This window comes from Marivirga arenosa (assembly GCF_030503875.2).
In the GTDB taxonomy this organism is placed as follows: domain Bacteria; phylum Bacteroidota; class Bacteroidia; order Cytophagales; family Cyclobacteriaceae; genus Marivirga; species Marivirga arenosa.
On record NZ_CP129968.2, the window covers coordinates 299,877 to 320,417 of the forward strand.

Genomic DNA, 20,541 nt, shown 5'->3' on the forward strand with positions numbered 1-20,541 from the left:
ATTTATTGATAAATTAATTGCATCTGCACTCTTCTATTTTTGGCACGACCTTCAGCTGTTTCATTACTTGAAATTGGTTCTGTTTCACCTTTTGAAACTAACCTAATTTTTCTTTTAGAAACTCCATTATTGAGTAAAATTAAGCCAATCATTTTTGCTCGCTCAAATGAAAGTTTCTTATTATACTCTTCTGTTCCGACATTATCAGTATGGCCGGTTATCAATACTTTGACTCTATCACTTTGTTTAAGAAGCTCACTCATTTGATAAATATATTCTTCATCTTCTTCAGTTAGTTCTATGTCATCAAAATCGAATTTGAATACATAGGATAAGTCCTCAAATTCATGGGGTAAATAAGTTATGGTTCCTGCTTTGGTTTCTACTTTAATAGCATCTTCCTCTTCTTTTTCACTTTCTTTTGATTCATTATCCTGAATTTCATTATCTATTGTGTTTTCTTTCTCTTCAGAAATCTTTTCTCTATTCCCATAGGTCAGCTTACTTTTCCTTTTTGGCCGTCTAAGCCTCTTTATAGAAAAAACGACCTCAAAAGTGCCATGATTACTAATATTATTTTTAAAGAAATTAATATCAAAAGCACCTCCTACAGAATAATTTTTTGAGTCATAAACAGCTCCTAGCATCAGGTTATTGGCTGTTGAATAACGGAGCATACTTTTAATAGATTCTGTTGCACTGTTACCCATTGAATACCTAATAGATGGGCCTGTTATAATTTCAAATGAAGGGCCAGCATGCCTGAATAGCACATCTTGAGTTAAATGCCATTGATAGTTTTCAAAAATTGTAGCAGATCCTGTTAAAACATTAACAAATGGAAGTTTATTAACATTGCTTTCATTGAAAGAGTCTTCAGGCCTATTTAAATTTTGTAAAGAGTATCCTGCAGTGAATAATTTTTTGCCATATCTGTCAACTTTTTGCCAACTAAATCCAAAAGAAAAAGAAAAGTAATTTTTATTGATTATTCCAGAGCTTTCACCGCTAGGTAGATTAGAATCAAAACCAAAGTATTCCACATATTGGCTTCCTGTTACCAATTGTTGTCGATTTAATGATTTTGATTGAAAACTAGAATTTAATCCAAAAGACAATTCATTTTTATCAATTAAAGGAACACTTATGGCATAAGAAACACTAGCTTGGTTCAGTTTATAAATATTGTTTCCTGTAGTTTGGTCATTCATTAAAGAAACTGATATTCCTGACCATCTTCTATCTTCATTAAAAAATGGCTGGTTCACTTCTGCATATGATGACATAAAGTTTACATCTTGAGAAGCCGATTGATTACGGAAAATAAAAATTCCATTTTGATAATTATCAGTTGAGGCAAAAGCAGGATTTACTCGATTTGGAGCATAATCAAATAGAGAATGCATAAAGCTCTGACCAAACAAATTGCCTGCTGTTATTCCTAAACATAATGTGATAATAACTTTTCGCATGACAATTACTTACTTAATAGTATTTTTCCTTTCTGATTTCCATTAAGTAAAATCAGGTTTCCGTCATGATATGAACCACGGACTTGCCAAAAGTAGATGCCTGCTTCTGCTTTATTCCCGAACCTTGTTCCATCCCAACCTGAAGTATTCATTTTATCGGGCTCTTGACTTCTAAAAACCACATTTCCTTCCCTGTCATATATTATAAACTCAAAATCATTTACATCTACTAAACCATATATCCTGAGTTTATCATTTCGAGCATCACCGTTAGGAGTGAACATTTCTGGAATAAAAGCTTCTTGAATTACTTCAATTCTTACCGTATCATAGGAAAAACACCCATTAGCTGATATTCCCTTCACTACGTATGCGGTAGTTGTTTCAGGTATTGCTATAGGATTTGAAATGTTAATTGCATTAAGATAAATGTTGGGAGCCCATTCATAAGCCACTGCACCATCTGCTTGAAGTTGAATTTGGCCTCCTCTTTTAATTACTGAAGTATTATTCAATATTTCTACTTGAGATTGATCTATAGTAATCGAAAAGGAGCTCTCAATTTTACATTCATTTACGTATGCCTCATAATTTATTTCGGTCTCATTTTCCACTAAAATATTTAGAGAAAAATCGCTTGATAAAAGATTATTGTTTTCATACCAGTTAATACTATCTACTTTTTGGTCTAGATTAATATTAAGTTCTTGAACCTCACAAACAACAAAATCATTCAATTGATAATCTGATTCATCAATTATGTTAATAACATAAATTTGATTGCTATTACAATCTGAATAATTTACATCTCTAAAATAAAGAGTATCTTCTTTTTCAACTAAGATTTCCACTTCTTGAAACTCACCTAAATAGCCATTCTTTTCGGAATACCAATATTTAGTTTTTGTGCTATCTCCAAGAGTAATAGTCCTCCCGACACAAGTATTAATTATCTGTTCATTTACACTCTCACATATCTCAAAATTTCCGCAAGCCATATACCTCCCGCCACATTCTTCCGGGCAATATTCTGGTTTTAAATCATCTGGGATAGCAATAGTTAATGAATTGTCGATAGGTTGAATACCATAACTGTAATTTCCTGATGGTAGATTATCCAATTTCAGCTCATTTGAATAGGAATTATTCCCTCTTGATGTTTTAATTCTATCACTGGAGTTGATATCAAAATTGGGCGATAAAAACTCTGTGGAATAATCACTGCTTCCGATAAAAACATCATAAGTGATATTATCAGTAACTGTATGGTCATCTACTGCATCATTCCATACTATAATCACCCCATCTTGAGATTGAAAAGCAGTTTGAGAAGTTGGAACTTTAGGCGGTAGGTTTTCATTCCCATATTGATTTTCCCAGCCATAAAGTACAATGCCTGAAGAATCTTCTTCTGTAACAAAAGTGATATCCAAATCACCATCTCGATCGGGATCATAAAAGCTGAGACTTTGAATATCTAAGCTTTCTATGGAATCAAGTTCATATTCGTTATTGGGTTTTTGAAAGATGAAAGCAGATTGGCTTAAATCGCTAATAAAAATATCTGTTAGGCCATCTGAATTGAAGTCTGCTAGGAAGCTTTTTTGAGGATTAAAGCCGGAGACATCAAAGATTACATGCTCAATAAAATTGGTACTATCATTTATGAAAACAGCTGATTTCAAAACGGCATTTGAGTCGCTATAATTTGCGAAGAAATCAGTTTTTCCATCATGATTATAATCGCCAAGTGAAACACTTTTATAATTTCCTTTTGGAAGACTAGTCTCTTTACGAACTGTAGAATCTTTATAATTTATTAAGATTGCTGGTGATTGAAGAGCAGCACTATCAAAAGAAGTAATCAGAATATCATTTCTACCATCAAGATTAAAATCAAAAAATTGGAGCTCAGGTTTTTGAATTAATTTTGCAATTTCTTCTGATTTATTTAAAAAGCCTCCACTGGAATTTTCTAATAATGATAAACTTAGGGTATCATTACTGTTTTTCACATACAATAAATCCTTAAATCCATCTTTATTCCAGTCCTCTAGGTAAATCTGTTTTACATCTTCCAATTTGATTTTAAAAGAAGAGGTAAAATTGCTGCTCTCTTGAGTAAAAATCTCTAATGAATTATTTCCTGCACTGTCTTTTGTAAAACCAATTACATCCAGTTGGTTATTATTATCAAGGTCTTCAATTTTTACCGGAAAGGTTGTTAGATTGGGTATTTGGATACTTCTTTCTTGAAAAGTAAGCCAATCAAATACAATCAAATGAGAGCTGTCCATTTTAGTGTTTAACTGAAGAGTAACTTCATGTAAACCATTATTATCAATATCTAGCCAAAATGAATTCTCTACATTATTAGCAATAATTTCATTAGTGTTTTTAATTTTCAAGTTTTGAGTAATGCCTTGATTTGAAAACACCATAATTAAGGCGAATATTAAGGTTGATAGCTTTTTCATGATTTAGTCTTTTTGCGGTTCAAATTCGAAAGACAATTGGATGCTTACTCTAGAATTTACGGGCTTGCCGTTTCTAATAGCGGGTTCCCATTTTGGCATATTCGATATTAGCCTTTCACACTCTTCATCAAATGGCGATCCTAATGAATTTTGAATCTGGATAATATTAGCTTCACCTGTTTTACTAATCTCGAAGATTACGTTTACTGTCCCCTCTATTCCTTCCGATTTATCCACACTTTCCGGATAAATTATTCTTTCATTAAAGTATTGATTTAGAGAATCTATACCGACAATTGGGATTGCTCTTTTATAGCCTAATTGTATCTTTTCTTCTTCATCTTTTGGCATATTCTGCTTTACAATCCCAGTTTCTTTTTTACTGTTACTCTTAATTGGGTTATTTGATCGTGAGATTTTCTCTTTATGGCTTTGCTTTGCTTTTGGAAGTTTTGGTAAAGATTTCTGCATAAAATCTATATTGTTCTTTAATGCAATCTGGTCTTTTTCTGTGCTAATTTCCTCGTTATTTTTGACATAATTCCAATAGAAAAGGCTTGAGCCAATAATTGAAACTACTGCTAAACTTGAGACAATTCTTATCATTGATTTCCTCACATTATTTTTATGCTGAAGCTGTTCTGTTCTTCTATTTAATAAAGCTTTGAAATCTTTATGCTTCGAGATTTCTTGATTTGAAAGCTCTTTTAAATGATCTATATTTTTATATCCTCCTCTCATTTTACATTCATTTTTATTCTGAGCTTATCTAATATTCTGTAGCATTTTACCTTGGCGTTGCTCTCTGTTACATCTAAAACTGCTGCTACTTCTTTAAATGAAAGGCCTTCAAAAAACCTAAGCTCAATAATGTCGAGTTCCTTTGATTTTAAGCTGTTAATTGCGATTTTCAATAATTGAAATTGATCATCTGAACTTTCTAAAGGGAATTCTTCGAATAGACTTTCAGACTTTAATAATTCAAGCGGGATTACTCTCTGATTTTTCTTTTTTCTAAATGCTAAATTTGATTCATTTAAAGCAATTCTATAAAGCCAGGAAGAAAATGGATATCCTTTATCTTTATATTGATGAATTTTTGTCATCGCTTTATAAAAAGTTTCTGAACACAATTCAGATGTTATTGCTGCATCACCATGCCTCTTATATAAAAACCTAAAAATCGCATTATAGTATTTATCGTATAATGGTTCGAACCAGCGAGGATTTTCTTTAGCTCTTTTTATGCAATCCTCTTCGGAAGCATCTTGTATTATTTTTTCACTATATTTTAAAAGTTTATCCAATTATCTGATTGATTTTATACTTGTAATTCAGAAGTAAGTGAAAAGATACACTTTATTTAAAAAAATTTTTTTACGCATATCTTTTTAGAATAAACAAATCTAGTTTTCACGAATTATACATAGGAAACACATCTAAATTATGATGATTAAGAAATCTAAATGTAGCTCAATTCAATTCGTATTTTTGTTTCTATTGGTGGGTTGTGGAAATCCGGAAGGGTCAACTGAAAAAGAAGGAGTTCAACTGTATGATACAATTCAAGTAACCGCTACTGCCTATAATTCTGTTGAAAGCCAAACCAAGAAAAGAAACCCAAGTATTGCAGCATGGGGAGATACACTGAAGCCAGGTATGCAATCTATCGCGATTTCGAGAGATTTTCTTAAAGAAGAGCTCTTAGAACATAACGATACAGTTTTGATTGAAGGATTAGAAGGGCCATATTTGGTGAAAGATAAAATGAATAAGCGCTGGACCCGTAAAATTGATATTTATATGGGCTTAGATGTTCAAGCTGCAAGAAGTTGGGGCAAGAAAGAGGTAGAAATTTATATACCTATTAAAAGTGAAGAAATAAAAAAAGAGGAATAGTTATTCCTCCTCTTCATTATCTTTTTTAATATCCTCTAAATCATCCCTATCTTTCAGCTTTTTATCCTCAACTTCTTCATTAAGGAATTGATTAATCTTATCAATATCAAAACTAGTTTGAATCTCACCGAAGGAATCAATTTTTACATCAAAGCCTTCTAATTTTGGGTTGACATTCGGTTTTTTATGTTTTTTACTATCGTCTTTCTTTTTAGGCATTATTAAGAAATTTGGTCCTTTAGCTTATCTAACGCTATTCGGATCCTTTCTGTTATTTCTTCTTTGCCTAAAATCTCAATAATATCCATCAAATCTGGTCCGCCTGCTTCTCCCGTAATACTAACTCTTAAAGATTGCATTACTTTTCCCATGCCTATTCCTTCTTGCTCCAATACAGCAGCAAAAGTTGCCTTGGCATTTCCAGCATCAAGGTGTTCTACTTTCTCTAAAGCATCTGCGTATAAGCCTAAGGCTTTATCCACATCGGCATTCCATTTTTTACGCACTACCTTTTCATCATAATGATCTGGTTTTTTAAAGAAATACTGTCCTTGGGTCCAGAATTCAGTAGGGAAAGTAACACGCTCTTTTAATGCATGAACAATACGCTCTAGTTTTTGCTGTGAAACTTCAATGCCATTAGCTTCAGTATCTTTCTTTAAATAATCTGCTAACTCAGCATTCGTTTTACTTTTCAAATACTGCTCATTGAACCACTTCGCTTTTTGGATATCAAACTTGGCTCCTGCTTTTCCGATTCTTTCGAGTGAGAAAGCATTTATTAATTCCTCTAAACTGAAAATCTCTTGCTCCCCTCCTGGGTTCCAGCCTAAGAATGCTAAAAAGTTAATCAAAGCATCTGGCAGGTAGCCATCTTCTTTAAAGCCTGCTAACATTTCTCCTGAAGCAGGGTCTTTCCATTCCATTGGGAAGATTGGGAAACCATGTTTTTCGGCATCACGCTTACTTAATTTACCATTTCCATCTGGTTTTAGTAATAATGGTAAGTGAGCAAATGTTGGCATGGTATCTTCCCAACCTAAAAACTGATAGAGTAACACATGCAATGGTGCAGATGGTAACCATTCTTCTCCTCTGATTACATGCGTGATTCCCATTAAATGGTCATCCACTACATTAGCTAAATGATAGGTAGGCATTCCATCTGACTTCATGATGATTTTATCATCAATTTGAGTAGAGTGAACCATTACCCAACCTCTTACTTTATCGTTTAGTCTGATTTCTTCTTTTCTAGGTACCTTCAATCTAATAACATAAGGCTCACCAGCATCAAGTTTTTGTTGTACTTCCTCTTTGGAAAGTGTCAAGGCGTTTTTCATCTGCATGCGAGTAATCGCATTATACTGAGGAGTATCTACTCGAGCTGCTTTCAAACGCTCACGCATTTCATCTAATTCTTCTGCAGTGTCGAATGCGTAATATGCTTTATCTTCATCAAGCAATTGCTGTGCATATTTTGCATAAATTTCCTTACGCTCACTTTGCCTATACGGCCCTACTTCACCTTCATCATTCCATGGGCTTTCATCAGGTGTAATCCCTAACCATTTTAAAGTTTGGTGAATATAATCCTCTGCTCCTTCTACATATCTGTTTTGATCAGTGTCTTCAATTCTTAAAATGAATTTCCCACCTTCTTTTTTCGCAAAAAGGTAATTATATAAAGCCGTTCTAACTCCACCGATATGAAGTGGTCCGGTTGGACTAGGGGCAAAACGTACACGTACAGCTTGACTCATGAGATTTATGTTTTTATGCTAATGGGCTGCAAAATTAATCAATAATGTGTAAAACTCGCATAAAGATTAGATTTATGCCCCAATATTATGATTCCTAATCAACCCTTATTTTGAATACTTTTAATAGGTGTGTCATACCTATTTATCGCAATTTTTAAATAATCTGTAGAATTAATTTAGTCTTTAAGGTATTTGAAAACAGAAATTATTAAATTACACTTGTATGTAATAATGGCCTCATAGCTCACTATCAAACTTAAAATACTAATATTATGGAAAAGCAAATGTCTAATTTGAATAATGATAAAAAAGGAAACCCAACTATTATGATCTGTTTAAAGTGCATTGTGTTTATGTCACTTTTCCCAGGTATTTACTTAATTGGCCGCTTTTTTATACTTTAAAATATAACCTATTTTCTTACTCGTTTAAATTGGTTTTGCACAATACTATTTAAATATATTTTAGTATTAATACATTCAAAATTTAATGAGTGTTCTAGTGATGAAAATAAAGAGACTCCCTCACCGAGTAAAATAGGGATTTTGGTGATGGTCATTTCATCTATCAAATCCTCTTTTAGGAAACTTTGAATTAATTTTCCTCCATCGATATACAAATTAGAATAGCCCTTATTATGAATAGTATTTAAAACGGAATTTAAACCTCCTTTTAATAATTCTACTTTTCCGGAAAGTTCGTCAGGTATCTGTTTTAAAGAATTACTTAATACAAAAACAGGCTTTTCATATGGCCATTCAATATCAAAACCAGAAACTGTATCAAAAGTATTTCTACCCATCAATAAAGCATCGACCCCATTCATAAATTGCTGATAACCCATATCATCTTGATCAGGGTTTGGGATTGAATGGAGCCAATCAATATTGCCATTTTTATCCGCAATAAAATTATCTATACTGGTAGCAATAAAAACTTTGTTTTTAGACATTATATTAATTTCTAGTGAAATTACTAGAAAGAATAGCCTATTCCAATTGAAGGTACAGTGAAGTTTGGTTTCTCACCAAATATTAAATCCACACCATAAATTACCGCATTACCAATAGCCATTTCTACCAAGTCATCAGTAGCAAAGCCTAATAGAGTAGTAGATGTAAAGCCTACCTGGAAGAATACACTATGAGATGGTTTTTGGAAACGATAGTGCATGTTAAAAGTACTGGTAGGAATTCCGTAGTTTCTTACTTCCTGTTGTCTACCATTATACCATTGCCCGTAATATCCTGCCCATCCGAAGCCCATAGTAAATAAGTGACTTTTTCTTCCTACTAGCATATTAAACTCGAAACTAGCATTTGCTAACTTTAAATCATCATATTGGGGAATGGGAAGGTAAAATCCACCAAGTTTGGCTGCAAAATTTATTAATCCATTCTTAGTTATAATTCTTTCATAATTAAAAGACGCTGGGATCGATGAACCTAGAACATTAAGGTAAAAAGAGTTTCTACTAAACTTTTCTCCTTTGACCCTTCTGGGCTCACCATCGTCTTTATTAAAATCTATAGTTGATCGCTTAACAGTAGTTTTAGAAGTTGGGGTATTAGTTTTCGGTTTTGGCTTTGGTTTAATTTCATAGGTTGTTTGTGCTTGTGCTACAACAACACTAAGAACTAATAGAATTGTAAATAACTTCTTCATATCATAAATAAATTAGTGCGAACTGGCTAAAACCAAATAATGGGCCAAAAATTTTGTTAAACCATTGGTTATTAACCTCTGGAATATAGTATTGGGCCAGATGATTTTTGTTACAAAACAAATATGATATAATTATTTTTATTTTTTTTATATTATTTCAATTAAACCATACATGGCAAATATTGAACATAAAATAAAAAAGCACGCTCTTTCAAGCGTGCTTCAGAATTAAATAAATCAGCTACTTATTATTTTAAGCCTGCTCTTTCTAGTAAAGCTTCTATTTTAGGTTCTCTTCCACGGAATCTTTTATACAATTCCATTGGATGTTCACTTCCGCCTTTTGATAGGATATTGTCTTTAAAGGATTGAGCAACCTCCTTATTGAAAATTCCTTTTTCTTTAAAAAGTGAGAATGCATCTGCATCCAAAACTTCTGCCCATTTATAGCTGTAATATCCAGAAGCGTAACCTCCAGCAAAAATATGACCAAATTGAGTACTCATTAAAGCCCCTTCCACACTAGGAAATAATTCAGTTGGAGCCATGGCTTTTTGCTCAAAAGCAGCAACATCATCAATAGTATCGGCTTCCTCTTTTGATAAACTGAAATATGCCATATCCAACATAGCAAAGCTTACTTGCCTAACCGTAGCATAAGCTTCATGGTAAGTACTACTTGCTTTTATCTTGTCGATATACTCTTGAGGAATCTTTTCTCCTGTTTCATAGTGTTTCGCAAAAAGATCCAGACATTCCTTTTCATAACACCAGTTTTCGAATATTTGTGAAGGTAATTCCACAAAATCCCAATATACGTTCGCTCCGGTTAAACTTCCATATTGACCATTACCTAGCATGGCGTGTAAAGCATGACCAAATTCATGAAATAAAGTAGTTACCTCATTGAATGTTAATAAACTAGGATTATCAGGGGATGAGGGGGTAAAATTACAAACATTTGAAACTAATGGTCTTACTTCTTCACCATCTTTTCTGTATTGATCACGATAAGTCGTCATCCAGGCACCTCCTCTTTTTCCTTCACGAGGATGGAAATCTGCGTAAAAAATGGCTATTGGTTTGCCATCTAAATCTGTCACCTCATAAGTAGTAACTTCCTCATGATAAACCGGAATATTCTTTACTTCCTTAAATCTGATATCATATAATCTTTCAGCTGTTTGGAATACGCCATCTAAAACATTTTCCAATTTGAAATAAGGTCTTAGCAATTCATCATCAATCGCATATTTCTTTTTCTTCAGCTTTTCAGAATAGTAGGCCCAATCCCATCTTTGTAATTCAATATCATCACCTTCCTTCTTAATAAACGCTTTAATTTCTTCAACTTCTTCTTTCGCTTTTGGTAATGATTGATTTAATAAGTCAGATAAGAATTTTTGAACTTTATCTGCTCCTTCTGCCATCCTTTCTTCTAATACATAATCCGCATAGCTTCCATACCCTAAAAGGTTTGCCATCTCGCTCCTTAGGCTAACAATCTCTTTTATAATATCTTTATTATCATGCTTATCGCCTTTGTTGGCTTTAGACATGAATGCTTTATAAAGTTTCTCTCTGAGCTCTCTATTATCAGCATTTTCCATAAAAGGTACAAAACTTGGAGCTTGTAATGTGAAAACCCATTTGCCTTCATGGCCTTTGCTTTTTGCTGTGGATGCCGCCTGTTTTTTTATAGAATCTGGTAGGCCACCTAAGTCCTTTTCGTCTGAAATAACTAATTCAAAATCGTTTGTCTCAGCCAAAACATTTTCACCAAACGTAAGTGTGAGTTGGGAAAGCTTTTTGGAAATTTCTTTAAATCGGGCTTTATCTACAGAATTTAAATCTGCTCCATTTCTTACAAATGACTTATACGTTTTATCCATAAGCATTTGCTGTTCTTGGTTTAAACCCAATTCATCTTTCTGATTATGAACTGCTTTTACTCTTTTGAATAGTGCTTCATTTTGCCATATATCATTTCCAAATTCTGATAAAATAGGTGAAGCATCTCTGGCAGCAGCCTGAATTTCCTCATTGGTCTCTGCACTATTCAGATTAAATAATATCGATGCTATGGAGTTTAATTTTTTGCCGCTAAATTCTAATGCTTCAACTGTATTCTCAAAGGTTGGTGTTTCGTCTTGAGAAGTGATTTCCTCTATTTCCTGTTTAGCTTCTTTTATCGCCTCCTCTATTGCAGGCATAAAATGCTCAGACTTAATTTTATCAAATGGAGGGGTTTGAAAGGGTGTTTTAAATTCTTCTAATAAAGGATTATTCATATAAATCTATACTTTAATTTATTTGCAAACTTAAGCTTTTTAATACGGAATGCGTGTAGTAAAGATTTATTGATTGGAAGATATATTTAACTATTGTTTCTTATAGATTCTAAAGAAAACTTCATTCCAGCTTTTACCATAATCGGAAGACTGATCCCATTTTTGTGTCACATTTCCATTTTCTAATAACTCCCAGGTGATCTGGCTTTGGTTTAGCTTGCTTGAATCAGAATTCATTATTATTTTACTTTTTGATGACTTTCCATTTAACAATAAGCTAGCTCCTTGATTATCCACCCAGCTTTGATGCCATCGTTTATTTGATGAGTTATAAAAGTTATAGCTGCTTCCTTTAAAAGCTCCTGATCCAGAAGTCCATTTCTCTTGAATTCCACAGGCAAAATCAATTTTGGTAATGGTATTATGTCCTAAATATCCTCCTTTTCTGTTATACACTTCCCAGTCTCCTAGCCAGAAATTAAAAGCATGGTAATTTTTATCCTCACATTTATCTAACCAATAATTAAATGTGTTTGAGTTCGTTTCTAGTCTTAGTTTTTCAGTTTTTACATTCTCTCTAAATTCAGAAGGTTTTAATTCGTTTTGAAAATCGGGTCCTTTTATGTTTTTCAACCACTCTTTAAACCGGGTTTCGATTTTTTCTAACTGTTCCTGATCTGAGTAAAAAGTTTCTAGAACAATATCATATTCTTGATTATCCTGTGAAAGAAATATGGAGTAATCTGATATGTAGCCATGGGATTTTGCATATTTTCTAAAAGACAACCAATTATGTTCATAAAAATACAAGGCTTCAGCATAATGATTTTCTAATACTTTGACATAATCAACCACCTTAAATTGTTCAGACTTTCTTCTCTCTTCTGGAAGATCCAATGACAAAATAATGGGGTTTATATTCTCTGGATTATTAATTTCTCCATCATTATTTAAAGGCCAAAAGCTATTGGCGATATAATAGAATTTACCATTTGAAATATAGCCAAGAGTAGGTTCGCCCATAGCAGGGTGATTCTTTTCCAAATACTCAAACTTAGTAATTTCAGTACCATCACCATTTAGTTCACAATAAGTAACTCTATTTGGAAAGACTCCATTTTGAATTGCAACAAACCCATTGCCGTATTGGTAAATACCGTCAGTACCTTTTAATGATAAATCTTTAGGGGTTTTAACTAACTCTATTCTTCCATCCTGTTCATAAAAAACTCCTTTGGTGTAATCGGCCATGTAATATGACTGATTAATCTGTGTGATTCCCTGTAAAGAAAGAATTTGATCGCTAGTAATATATTCTAACAGCTTATTTTGTTCTAGTTTATAAACTGTATTTGCTTTACTGTCGCTTATTAAAACTTGATTATTCTCATTCAAATATAAATCTCCAAATAAATGGGGTTTCGAATCTTCTAGCTGAAAACTATCAAGCAAAACTCTATTCTTTAAATCTGCTTTATAGAGTTTTGAGGTGTTGAGCAATGCACTATCCTGGCCTAATCCTGATTGAGCAAAGCCTGCGGCAGTAAACCAAAGAATAGAATCTTGAACCAACATTCCAGTAATGGATAATTGAAAGGGATTGAATAATGGAACTAACCTTTCTTTATCAATTTCAAAAATATTCTTCTTATTGATGCTGCTCACCAAATATTTGCTGGTATAAACGTTGAATTCAACGTCTTCAATGTGTAACTGAGAATCATTAATTTGTATCAGTGAATCCGAGTTTATTTTAGGCTTTCGCATAAATTCTTGATATGCAAAAAGACCATTCCATCTTTCATTTTCTTTTAAAGAATTAAAATCTTCAGTATCTAATTCATAATTAAAAGCATCTATAGAAAGCAGTTTTCTTAGGATGGTAATAGCTTCGTCCTGTCTAGCATTTCTAGATTGAGCAATTGCTAAATAATATAAAATAGTTTGATGATTAGGCCTTAAGTCATATGCTTTTTCAATGCTCTTCAACATTTCTTCAAAATTCTGCTTTTCATATGCAGTTTTAGCATTCGAAAAATGCTCTTGAACGGATTGACTGTTACTTATAAAACAGAATAGAAACGATAAAAGAAATAAAAAAAGTAGGCGCATAATTATAAATTTACAGACATATGTAATTTAATTAAATATGTACAATACCCTCCTACCTTTTATATAATTGAGGTTAAAATGCTAGAATTGTAAGAAATATCACGCCCACTATGGCTAACATAATATAAAGAGGTACCATAAATTTTAAGAATTTATCATATCCAATTTTTACCAAACCTAAGGAAGCTAAAACCAAACCTGTTGGGCTCACGCTATTAAAAAGACCATTCCCCATTTGATAAGCATTCACGATAAGTTCTCTACCTATATTCACGTTTTCAGCCAGGGGCGAAAGAATAGGCATTGTTAAAACCGCCATTCCAGAACTAGAAGGAATGAAAAAGGTAAGGCCCTGGTAAATAAAATATAGTGCATTGATGAATACTCCTTTATTCATCCCGCTTGTAAGTTCACTTGCATAAAACAAAATACTATCACTAATTAATCCATCATTCATGATGATAGTAATGCCTCTTGCTAAGCCAATTATGAATGCAACGCCTAATAAATCCGCTGCACCCTGTAGAAAAGATTCAATGAAATCATTTTCTTTCATTTTCGCTATAAACCCAATTAATATAGCTCCTGCAAAAAAGACTGTAGTCATTTCAACAAACCACCAGCCCCATTGGGAAACGCCTAATATCATCAACACAAAACAAGCAGTAAATACGATTAGAATGATTCTCAACCTTAGTGTAAGTGCAATATGTTTATCGGAAGTTGCTTGTTGAATGTATGCTAAAGATTTGGTTGCTTTAGGATCAGTTAGGGATTTTTCAGGATTGTTTTTTACTTTTTTGGCGTACCATAATATGTATAAGATGGTAACAGTCATAGATACTATATATAAAACAATTCTTCCTTCCAATCCTGAAGTCCAGCTAATCCCTGCAGCATCTGAAGCAATAATAGTTGCAAAAGGATTGACAGTACTGGCCATTACACCAATAGCAGAACCTAGAAAAATGCTGGCTAAACCAACCATGGTGTCATAGCCCGCTGCAATGAAAATAGGGATTAGTATAGGATAGAATGCCAAGGTTTCTTCTGCTAAACCAAAAGTGGTTCCGCCTAGAGAGATTAATAATGAAGTAAATATGATCAACAAAAACTCTTTCCCTTTCAGCACTTTTGAGAGCCAAGCCATCCCTGCATTAAAAGCTCCGGTAGTATTCATTATTCCAATCATTCCTCCAATGATTAATACCAAGAAAATAATATCGGCTGCTTCTATAATTCCCTTAATCGGGGCTGAAATAAAATCCATAAAGCCTTGAGGTTTTGAGGGAAGCTTTTCATAAGTATTCGGAATGCTAATGGGTTTATATATCGCCCCGCTTGTAAATTTATCTATCGGAATATTTACATTCAACTTACTCAAGCTTTCTTCTGATGCAGCTAATTGATAACTGCTATCCTGGCTTTGGATGACAAAATTATCAGCAGATTCATTATAGCTTAAACTATTGTAACTTCCAGCTGGAATGATCCAGGTCATTATTGTTACTAAACCAGCAATGATGATTAAAATGGTTTGGGCTGCAGGAAATTTCATTCTCTCTTTTTTGTCATTTTAACCCAAATATAAGAGAATGATTTTTCTTTAAATATTAGAATAGCTGTTAAGCTTTTTTTAAAGCTTAACTAAATAGGTAAAGAAGAAAAAAGGCAATAAGCTAGTATTGCCTTTTAGTGACTTAAAATTATTTATAATGGGCTAAGGTCCAATCTATGTTAAACCTTTCCTTTAAATAAGGTTGAAGTGGCCCTAATCCTATTTTTTCTCTCCTTTTATCTACATTTTCAGGATTTTTAAGAGGTAATAATTTCTTTTCAAAATTAATAATCTCAATCTGTGTACCATAGAGTTGTTCTTTACCTTTTTCGATTAAAATTCGATCCTTCATTTTAGCATACAAAAGTGGATCTACTTCTCCCCGTCTAAAGGCTTCACTTACATATGGGAAAAATTTGACTCTCATATCATGATCTGCATGCTGTACAATAAGAGTAGCTCCATCAATAGCAATTTCTGGAACTTCTGAAACAGATGGCCATCCGAAATCATCTAATAAATCATTAAGTTTATCTATATTTTCTGCTTTATACTTTTCTTCTAGAGCAAGTACTGGATAAATTGCAGCTGTATTAAAAACCCCACCATTCTTCAAATATTTTTTTCGTTCTAAATTACCGGCATACATGAATCCTTGATCTTTTATGATCATTCGCAGAAGTTCTTTTGCAAACTTTTGATTTTTAATAGGTGGATGATTTCTTTGATACATCATGATCTGATGGTTTTCTATTTTCTTCCACCTTGGATCCTCAATCAAACTCAAAAAGCTAGGGTCATGAAGAGCTGCCAAATTATGATCGTTTTCTATGGCATACTTTAAGAAATGGAAGGCTGTGTCTCGCATATCTTTAGTCCATAGTAATGCACAAGTTTGTGCAAGGTAGTATGAAGTAGTCCGTGTAGGGTTTTTTATCATGAGCTCACCGTACTTCATCAAAGCAGGCTCTAGTAAACCAATTTGTTTTAAACTATCCGCTTCTTTTCTTAAATCCTGAGCATAAGAAAAATGAATGGTAATTAATAAAAGGGCGAAAGCAAGTATCTTTTTCATAATGTTTTTGTTTAATTATGATACAAGCTTAGTGTCTATTTTAGATCCATGACGGATTAGTCGTTGAGCTACCAGATAATGAAGATACTTAACTAAAGCATGAAACTAAAGTGAAATATTAGTAATACGGAGAAAGAAAAGCAGCATATGTTTTTGATTTGTATCAATATGAGCTTCAAATTTTAAAACGGATTATAAAAACAGGAAAGATCACGAGTTTCTGAAAAAACCCGATTTGAATAATAAATTATAAAATTGATCCATTACAAACACATGAGGTAGGGTGATAGAGGAAATGATAATTAACATAATATAACCATAGGATAGGCTGATTATGTTAAAATAAATAAGGGCAAAAAGAAAGAGTATTCCAGCAAAAGAAAGTACGCTAAAAGGAGTAAGTAACTTCAAAAAGCCTTTCAAATTAGGTATGATATTTTCTGATTTTAGATATTTAAACTCCTCTTCCATTACTTTATAAGAATGTAGAATGATAAAGTAAAGACTAAAACCAATTAGCAATGGCATAAGATAGAAGCTTAATAATGTCAATGACATTACTATTATTTCCATTAATACGGTTTCAATAGAAATGATATTTTTATAAACGAGCTGCGCAAGTATAATAAGTGTGATAGCAAGTGAACCAACAAATATTATTTCAAGCATTTGCTTAGAATGTACTAATTCAAAACTCGCAAATGACTCATACTTTTGAGTCATTAAGTTGATTTCCGCTAAATTAAAATATATTAAGCCTACAATTAAGATTAAACCCCATGAAAAGAATAAAATCTTATGATAAAAGGTCTGTTTTTTAAGATAGTGTGTGAATTCAGATTGCCCAAAATGATAAGCTGAAATTAAAAGGAATAAGACATATGCAAAAACAGGCGTAACTAGCCATAACCCAATATTTAATGCAATTATGCTGAGGTATACCGCAATAAATTTAAAATTGGATATTTTTTTACTCCTTTTAAACAATACATTATCAATCGCTCCATGTGGAATTCCAAAAATGATAATGAAAGGTACAGTAATATAAAAAGCAAAATTCTGAAATTGCCCTTCTGATATTGATAGCAAGGGTAAAAATAATAGGTTAGCTGCGATAAAGTAGAATATTGCTTTAGTCATAATGAAAAAAGCCTCTTCAGAAAAACCTGAAGAGGCATAAAAAATACTTTAATTATGATTTGTTTGATGAGTTAATCGCAATACCATAAACTACTAAACCAAATCCAATTTTGTTGATAGCATCCGCTATATTGTAGAATAAATCTACATTTTCAGGACCCCATCCTAAAGCTACATTTAACCAGCCACCAGGCATACACATATACCCAATCGGATAAATAGCCCATCCTACTAAAACAAACCATGCTAGTACTCTAACACCTTGTTTTACCTTGGCATTATCACTGTTTTTAGCAAGTTGAGCAACCTCACCAAACCATGCAGTATAAAGGATATAAACATAACCTAGTGTTGATATTACACCATAAATTACCGAGTGTGTAGTATCTCCGCCTTCTGGGTTGAAAGCTTCACCAATGTAACCAAATACTAACATCCATACAGAAGCCACAATAAGCTTCCATAATAAGTTTAGTTTAGCTCCAGCAGCTTTTGTTAATAAATAAAACTCTACAGCCATCAATGGAACTGTTAAAGTCCAGTCAATGTAACGCAATGATGTAGGGTTTTCACCTGTACTCAAATAGTAATCCTTCATATAGTAGTAGTGAACTGCTGCAATGAAGGTAATAAGACCGGAAACCAATAATGAGGTTTTCCATTTAGCATCAACTTGACTTCTCTCAAAAAAGAAGAATACGGATGCTGCCATCATAGCCATATACCCTATAAAAAAGGTAAATGCTACTACGTCCCCTTCGGGAATGATAATAATCTCTGATAGTACCATAGTTATTTTTGTTTATTTTGGTACTAAACAGAGTGTTGTGTTTTTTGTTTAATAGTTTGTGTTGTTTTTTAAACAAATTATTTATTGATATAAATTCTTAATATAAAATAGTAAAACATTTTACCCCCTAATAGCAATATATAATATTGTTGTATAGAACTATTTTAAACTATCATAAATTAACTGATAATTATTGTTTAACAAGTTCATAAAAACATAAATTATATTTTATAAAGATTCACAATAAGCCTAATTTCAATCTAGAAGGTTGTAGATGTTTTAATTTGGGACATTAATAATCCTTAATGAGTATTTTATCAATCTCTTTTGATATATCTTCACTTGGTCGGGCACACTTATTTTGAAATACTTTTCCATTTTCATCAACCAATACACTGTGAGGAATTCCTCTAATTCCAAAATCCTTTTCAATTTTTGAAGTCCAACTATTTTCAGCAAAGAGATTAATTGACTTTAATTGGTATTTCTGAATATATTTTTTCCACGTTTTCTTATCTGAATACATGCATATATTAACTACACTTAGCTCTTGATCGTCATATCGCTCAACTAATTTATTTTCATAGGGAAATTCCTTAATACAAGGCTTACACCATGTTGCCCAGAAATTTATCAATAGAATTCTACCTTTAAAATCATTGGATTTAATTCTATTTCCATCACTGTCGGTTAATAAAAAGAAAGGTAGCTGTGATCCTTTTGGCAAAATGGGATTGGCTTCATATTTCTGTAAGACTAATTTTTTTAATTCCTCACCTTCAATATTTTCAATCCATTTAGTATTAAAAATATACCTTCTTCTTTCAATAATATTTAACAAAGTAAATGTCAAGTAGGTATCCTTAACCTCAGCTGTTAATAGCTGATTAATTACATCTATTGAATGTTCATAAAATACTATCCATTCTTCAATGTTTGAAGGCATTTTATTTTCATACATTGGGTCTGATTTATAGCCTATGAAATCGCTTAAAAAATTCATATACCTTTTATTTCCCAACATATCCGAATCATTAATTGACAAATCATTAATGGTTAATTCTAAAAATTGAGACCCTAAAGAATCCGATTTATTGAGCATTCTTTTTCTATACATTAAACTGTTTAATTTCCAATAGGCATTGAGATAGTTTAGCCTTTTCCTTTCGAATGAAAAATACCAATTGGGTAATTCCATTTTATTGTCGGTCAAGAACTTTTGTTGAAGTTTTGTGATTGAATCATTTGCGGTTATAATTTCTTCAAATTCATCAGCATTATGTGTAAAACGAACGCGGGGCATCCAATCCGATTCTGTTGATTGAAAATAATTTCCCTTTTTTAACAAAAACTCGTTAACATCTTTTTCTGAGCCGCTAAAATCGATATTATCTTCTGACTGATATATTATTTGAACGATGGAGCCAGGTTTAGAAAATATTTTAAATGCTTTATTATTAATTTTTAGATTGAAATAATCCTTGGCTTGCGATATTAGTGAAGTATAAAACGAATTATTTTTTAATATAAATGTATCAATTTTTTGAACTTTCCATGGTATGGTATACCAGTTTTCAATGTTGATAAAAGCAGTATCAGTGGAAGTATTTTCAATTAAAAAACTGCTTTTTCCATTTAAGTCAAAATCCTCTTGTAAAGCTTTGGAAGTAAATGAGCTTACAAATAGTAAATAACTGACAATTAATGTTTTAATAATGGCTTTATACATAGTAAATTTATTATAAAGCTCAGTATAACTAATTTATTAGTTGATTAAAATTAGAATTAAATTTTTCTAGAAAAAAAGCACGCTGAATCAGCGTGCTTAGTTGTTCAAAAAATTCCACAATAATTCATGAGACACTTATTGTGTTTTCTTAATTTGAACGGCTATTTATTAATTAAACTAAATCCGATTTTTAAACCTTTTCCAACTAAAAAAATGAAAAAACCATATAAGGTAGGATAAGAAGAAACTTTCAAACCCCCAGCTAATAATGCTTGGGAAACTTCTCCAACTTGTTCTATAGCTTCAAAAGCACCAAACAAGCCTACCAACTGACCTAAGATTCCGAAAACCAATGCAAATAGTGCGATCTCCTGAGATATTTTAAGCCATCTCTCTGACTTATTTTTAAATGCTATAACTGAGGTGATAATTACTGCCACTAGTAAAAGAAACAGTATTCCCATAAATAATATACCTCCTGTAAAATGTAATTCAATAATGCTCATAATTCTTTTTTGGTTAAGTGAAATGCAAGTGTAATAAGTAATCCTTTAAGTTTTTTTATTAGTC

Annotated in this window: 17 protein-coding genes; 1 reads left to right on the forward strand and 16 read right to left on the reverse strand. The window is 32.3% G+C overall.

Features of this window, described 5'->3' with window-relative positions; all coding sequences use genetic code 11:
• Nucleotides 1-2: 2 nt before the first annotated feature.
• From QYS47_RS01325 to QYS47_RS01340, 4 genes are read right to left on the reverse strand one after another with little or no spacing between them, the layout of a single operon-like run.
• The gene (locus QYS47_RS01325) at nt 3-1,472 is read right to left on the reverse strand and encodes a PorP/SprF family type IX secretion system membrane protein (RefSeq protein WP_322347436.1); all 1,470 of its coding nucleotides are present in this window, start codon (nt 1,470-1,472) and stop codon (nt 3-5) included.
• A gap of 5 nt (nt 1,473-1,477) precedes the next feature.
• Entirely contained in the window at nt 1,478-3,949 is a 2,472-nt protein-coding gene (locus QYS47_RS01330) for an FG-GAP-like repeat-containing protein (protein ID WP_322347437.1), read from the reverse strand.
• Between the two features lie 3 nt (nt 3,950-3,952).
• Entirely contained in the window at nt 3,953-4,690 is a 738-nt protein-coding gene (locus tag QYS47_RS01335) for an energy transducer TonB (RefSeq protein WP_322347438.1), read from the reverse strand.
• Nucleotides 4,687-5,256 carry an RNA polymerase sigma factor gene (locus QYS47_RS01340; protein ID WP_322347439.1) on the reverse strand — a complete coding sequence of 190 codons (570 nt, stop codon included), beginning with the start codon at nt 5,254-5,256 and terminating at the stop codon, nt 4,687-4,689. The genes QYS47_RS01335 and QYS47_RS01340 overlap by 4 nt, the downstream gene beginning before the upstream one ends.
• Before the next feature lie 139 nt (nt 5,257-5,395).
• Here QYS47_RS01340 and QYS47_RS01345 point away from each other — a divergent pair, with 139 nt between their 5' ends.
• Nucleotides 5,396-5,848 carry a 3D domain-containing protein gene (locus QYS47_RS01345; RefSeq protein ID WP_322347440.1) on the forward strand — a complete coding sequence of 151 codons (453 nt, stop codon included), beginning with the start codon at nt 5,396-5,398 and terminating at the stop codon, nt 5,846-5,848.
• On the opposite strand, the gene QYS47_RS01350 is transcribed toward QYS47_RS01345, so the two are convergent.
• The 12 genes from QYS47_RS01350 to QYS47_RS01405 all read right to left on the reverse strand — a co-directional run bounded on the left by QYS47_RS01350 (nt 5,849) and on the right by QYS47_RS01405 (nt 20,477).
• The gene (locus QYS47_RS01350; protein WP_322347441.1) at nt 5,849-6,067 is read right to left on the reverse strand and encodes a hypothetical protein; all 219 of its coding nucleotides are present in this window, start codon (nt 6,065-6,067) and stop codon (nt 5,849-5,851) included.
• A gap of 2 nt (nt 6,068-6,069) precedes the next feature.
• Nucleotides 6,070-7,611 carry a glutamate--tRNA ligase gene (gene gltX, locus QYS47_RS01355; RefSeq protein ID WP_322347442.1) on the reverse strand — a complete coding sequence of 514 codons (1,542 nt, stop codon included), beginning with the start codon at nt 7,609-7,611 and terminating at the stop codon, nt 6,070-6,072.
• 412 nt (nt 7,612-8,023) lie between these two features.
• A complete protein-coding gene (locus QYS47_RS01360; RefSeq protein ID WP_322347443.1) occupies nt 8,024-8,563 on the reverse strand; it encodes a dihydrofolate reductase family protein in 540 nt (179 codons plus the stop codon).
• A 23-nt stretch (nt 8,564-8,586) separates the two neighbouring features.
• Nucleotides 8,587-9,276, reverse strand: coding sequence for a hypothetical protein (locus QYS47_RS01365; protein WP_322347444.1), 690 nt, complete (start codon nt 9,274-9,276; stop codon nt 8,587-8,589).
• A gap of 248 nt (nt 9,277-9,524) precedes the next feature.
• Nucleotides 9,525-11,567, reverse strand: a complete 2,043-nt coding sequence (locus QYS47_RS01370) for a M3 family metallopeptidase (protein ID WP_322347445.1) — start codon at nt 11,565-11,567, stop codon at nt 9,525-9,527.
• Between the two features lie 90 nt (nt 11,568-11,657).
• Nucleotides 11,658-13,679: a tetratricopeptide repeat protein gene (locus QYS47_RS01375; protein WP_322347446.1), complete on the reverse strand. Its 2,022-nt coding sequence runs from the start codon at nt 13,677-13,679 to the stop codon at nt 11,658-11,660.
• 73 nt (nt 13,680-13,752) lie between these two features.
• Nucleotides 13,753-15,237, reverse strand: coding sequence for a YfcC family protein (locus QYS47_RS01380; RefSeq protein ID WP_322347447.1), 1,485 nt, complete (start codon nt 15,235-15,237; stop codon nt 13,753-13,755).
• A 148-nt stretch (nt 15,238-15,385) separates the two neighbouring features.
• Nucleotides 15,386-16,312 carry a DUF6624 domain-containing protein gene (locus tag QYS47_RS01385; protein WP_322347448.1) on the reverse strand — a complete coding sequence of 309 codons (927 nt, stop codon included), beginning with the start codon at nt 16,310-16,312 and terminating at the stop codon, nt 15,386-15,388.
• A gap of 210 nt (nt 16,313-16,522) precedes the next feature.
• Nucleotides 16,523-17,452: a Brp/Blh family beta-carotene 15,15'-dioxygenase gene (locus tag QYS47_RS01390; protein WP_322347449.1), complete on the reverse strand. Its 930-nt coding sequence runs from the start codon at nt 17,450-17,452 to the stop codon at nt 16,523-16,525.
• Between the two features lie 52 nt (nt 17,453-17,504).
• Nucleotides 17,505-18,242 (reverse strand): bacteriorhodopsin, encoded by a 738-nt coding sequence (locus QYS47_RS01395; protein WP_322347450.1) that lies wholly within the window; start codon nt 18,240-18,242, stop codon nt 17,505-17,507.
• Nucleotides 18,243-18,534: 292 nt separating this feature from the next.
• A complete protein-coding gene (locus QYS47_RS01400) occupies nt 18,535-19,971 on the reverse strand; it encodes a TlpA family protein disulfide reductase (protein WP_322347451.1) in 1,437 nt (478 codons plus the stop codon).
• Between the two features lie 161 nt (nt 19,972-20,132).
• Nucleotides 20,133-20,477: a MotA/TolQ/ExbB proton channel family protein gene (locus QYS47_RS01405; RefSeq protein ID WP_302128421.1), complete on the reverse strand. Its 345-nt coding sequence runs from the start codon at nt 20,475-20,477 to the stop codon at nt 20,133-20,135.
• Between the last annotated feature and the right edge of the window lie 64 nt (nt 20,478-20,541).

Excerpts from the sequence above, each read along its gene's own strand:
- QYS47_RS01400 (WP_322347451.1), bottom strand. The coding sequence starts at position 19,971 with ATGTATAAAGCCATTATTAAAACATTAATTGTCAGTTATTTACTATTT.
- QYS47_RS01380 (WP_322347447.1), bottom strand. The coding sequence starts at position 15,237 with ATGAAATTTCCTGCAGCCCAAACCATTTTAATCATCATTGCTGGTTTA.
- gltX (WP_322347442.1), bottom strand. The coding sequence starts at position 7,611 with ATGAGTCAAGCTGTACGTGTACGTTTTGCCCCTAGTCCAACCGGACCA.
- QYS47_RS01395 (WP_322347450.1), bottom strand. The coding sequence starts at position 18,242 with ATGGTACTATCAGAGATTATTATCATTCCCGAAGGGGACGTAGTAGCA.
- QYS47_RS01330 (WP_322347437.1), bottom strand. The coding sequence starts at position 3,949 with ATGAAAAAGCTATCAACCTTAATATTCGCCTTAATTATGGTGTTTTCA.
- QYS47_RS01325 (WP_322347436.1), bottom strand. The coding sequence starts at position 1,472 with ATGCGAAAAGTTATTATCACATTATGTTTAGGAATAACAGCAGGCAAT.
- QYS47_RS01345 (WP_322347440.1), top strand. The coding sequence starts at position 5,396 with ATGATGATTAAGAAATCTAAATGTAGCTCAATTCAATTCGTATTTTTG.
- QYS47_RS01405 (WP_302128421.1), bottom strand. The coding sequence starts at position 20,477 with ATGAGCATTATTGAATTACATTTTACAGGAGGTATATTATTTATGGGA.
- QYS47_RS01365 (WP_322347444.1), bottom strand. The coding sequence starts at position 9,276 with ATGAAGAAGTTATTTACAATTCTATTAGTTCTTAGTGTTGTTGTAGCA.
- QYS47_RS01375 (WP_322347446.1), bottom strand. The coding sequence starts at position 13,679 with ATGCGCCTACTTTTTTTATTTCTTTTATCGTTTCTATTCTGTTTTATA.
- QYS47_RS01390 (WP_322347449.1), bottom strand. The coding sequence starts at position 17,452 with ATGACTAAAGCAATATTCTACTTTATCGCAGCTAACCTATTATTTTTA.
- QYS47_RS01350 (WP_322347441.1), bottom strand. The coding sequence starts at position 6,067 with ATGCCTAAAAAGAAAGACGATAGTAAAAAACATAAAAAACCGAATGTC.
- QYS47_RS01335 (WP_322347438.1), bottom strand. The coding sequence starts at position 4,690 with ATGAGAGGAGGATATAAAAATATAGATCATTTAAAAGAGCTTTCAAAT.
- QYS47_RS01370 (WP_322347445.1), bottom strand. The coding sequence starts at position 11,567 with ATGAATAATCCTTTATTAGAAGAATTTAAAACACCCTTTCAAACCCCT.
- QYS47_RS01385 (WP_322347448.1), bottom strand. The coding sequence starts at position 16,312 with ATGAAAAAGATACTTGCTTTCGCCCTTTTATTAATTACCATTCATTTT.
- QYS47_RS01360 (WP_322347443.1), bottom strand. The coding sequence starts at position 8,563 with ATGTCTAAAAACAAAGTTTTTATTGCTACCAGTATAGATAATTTTATT.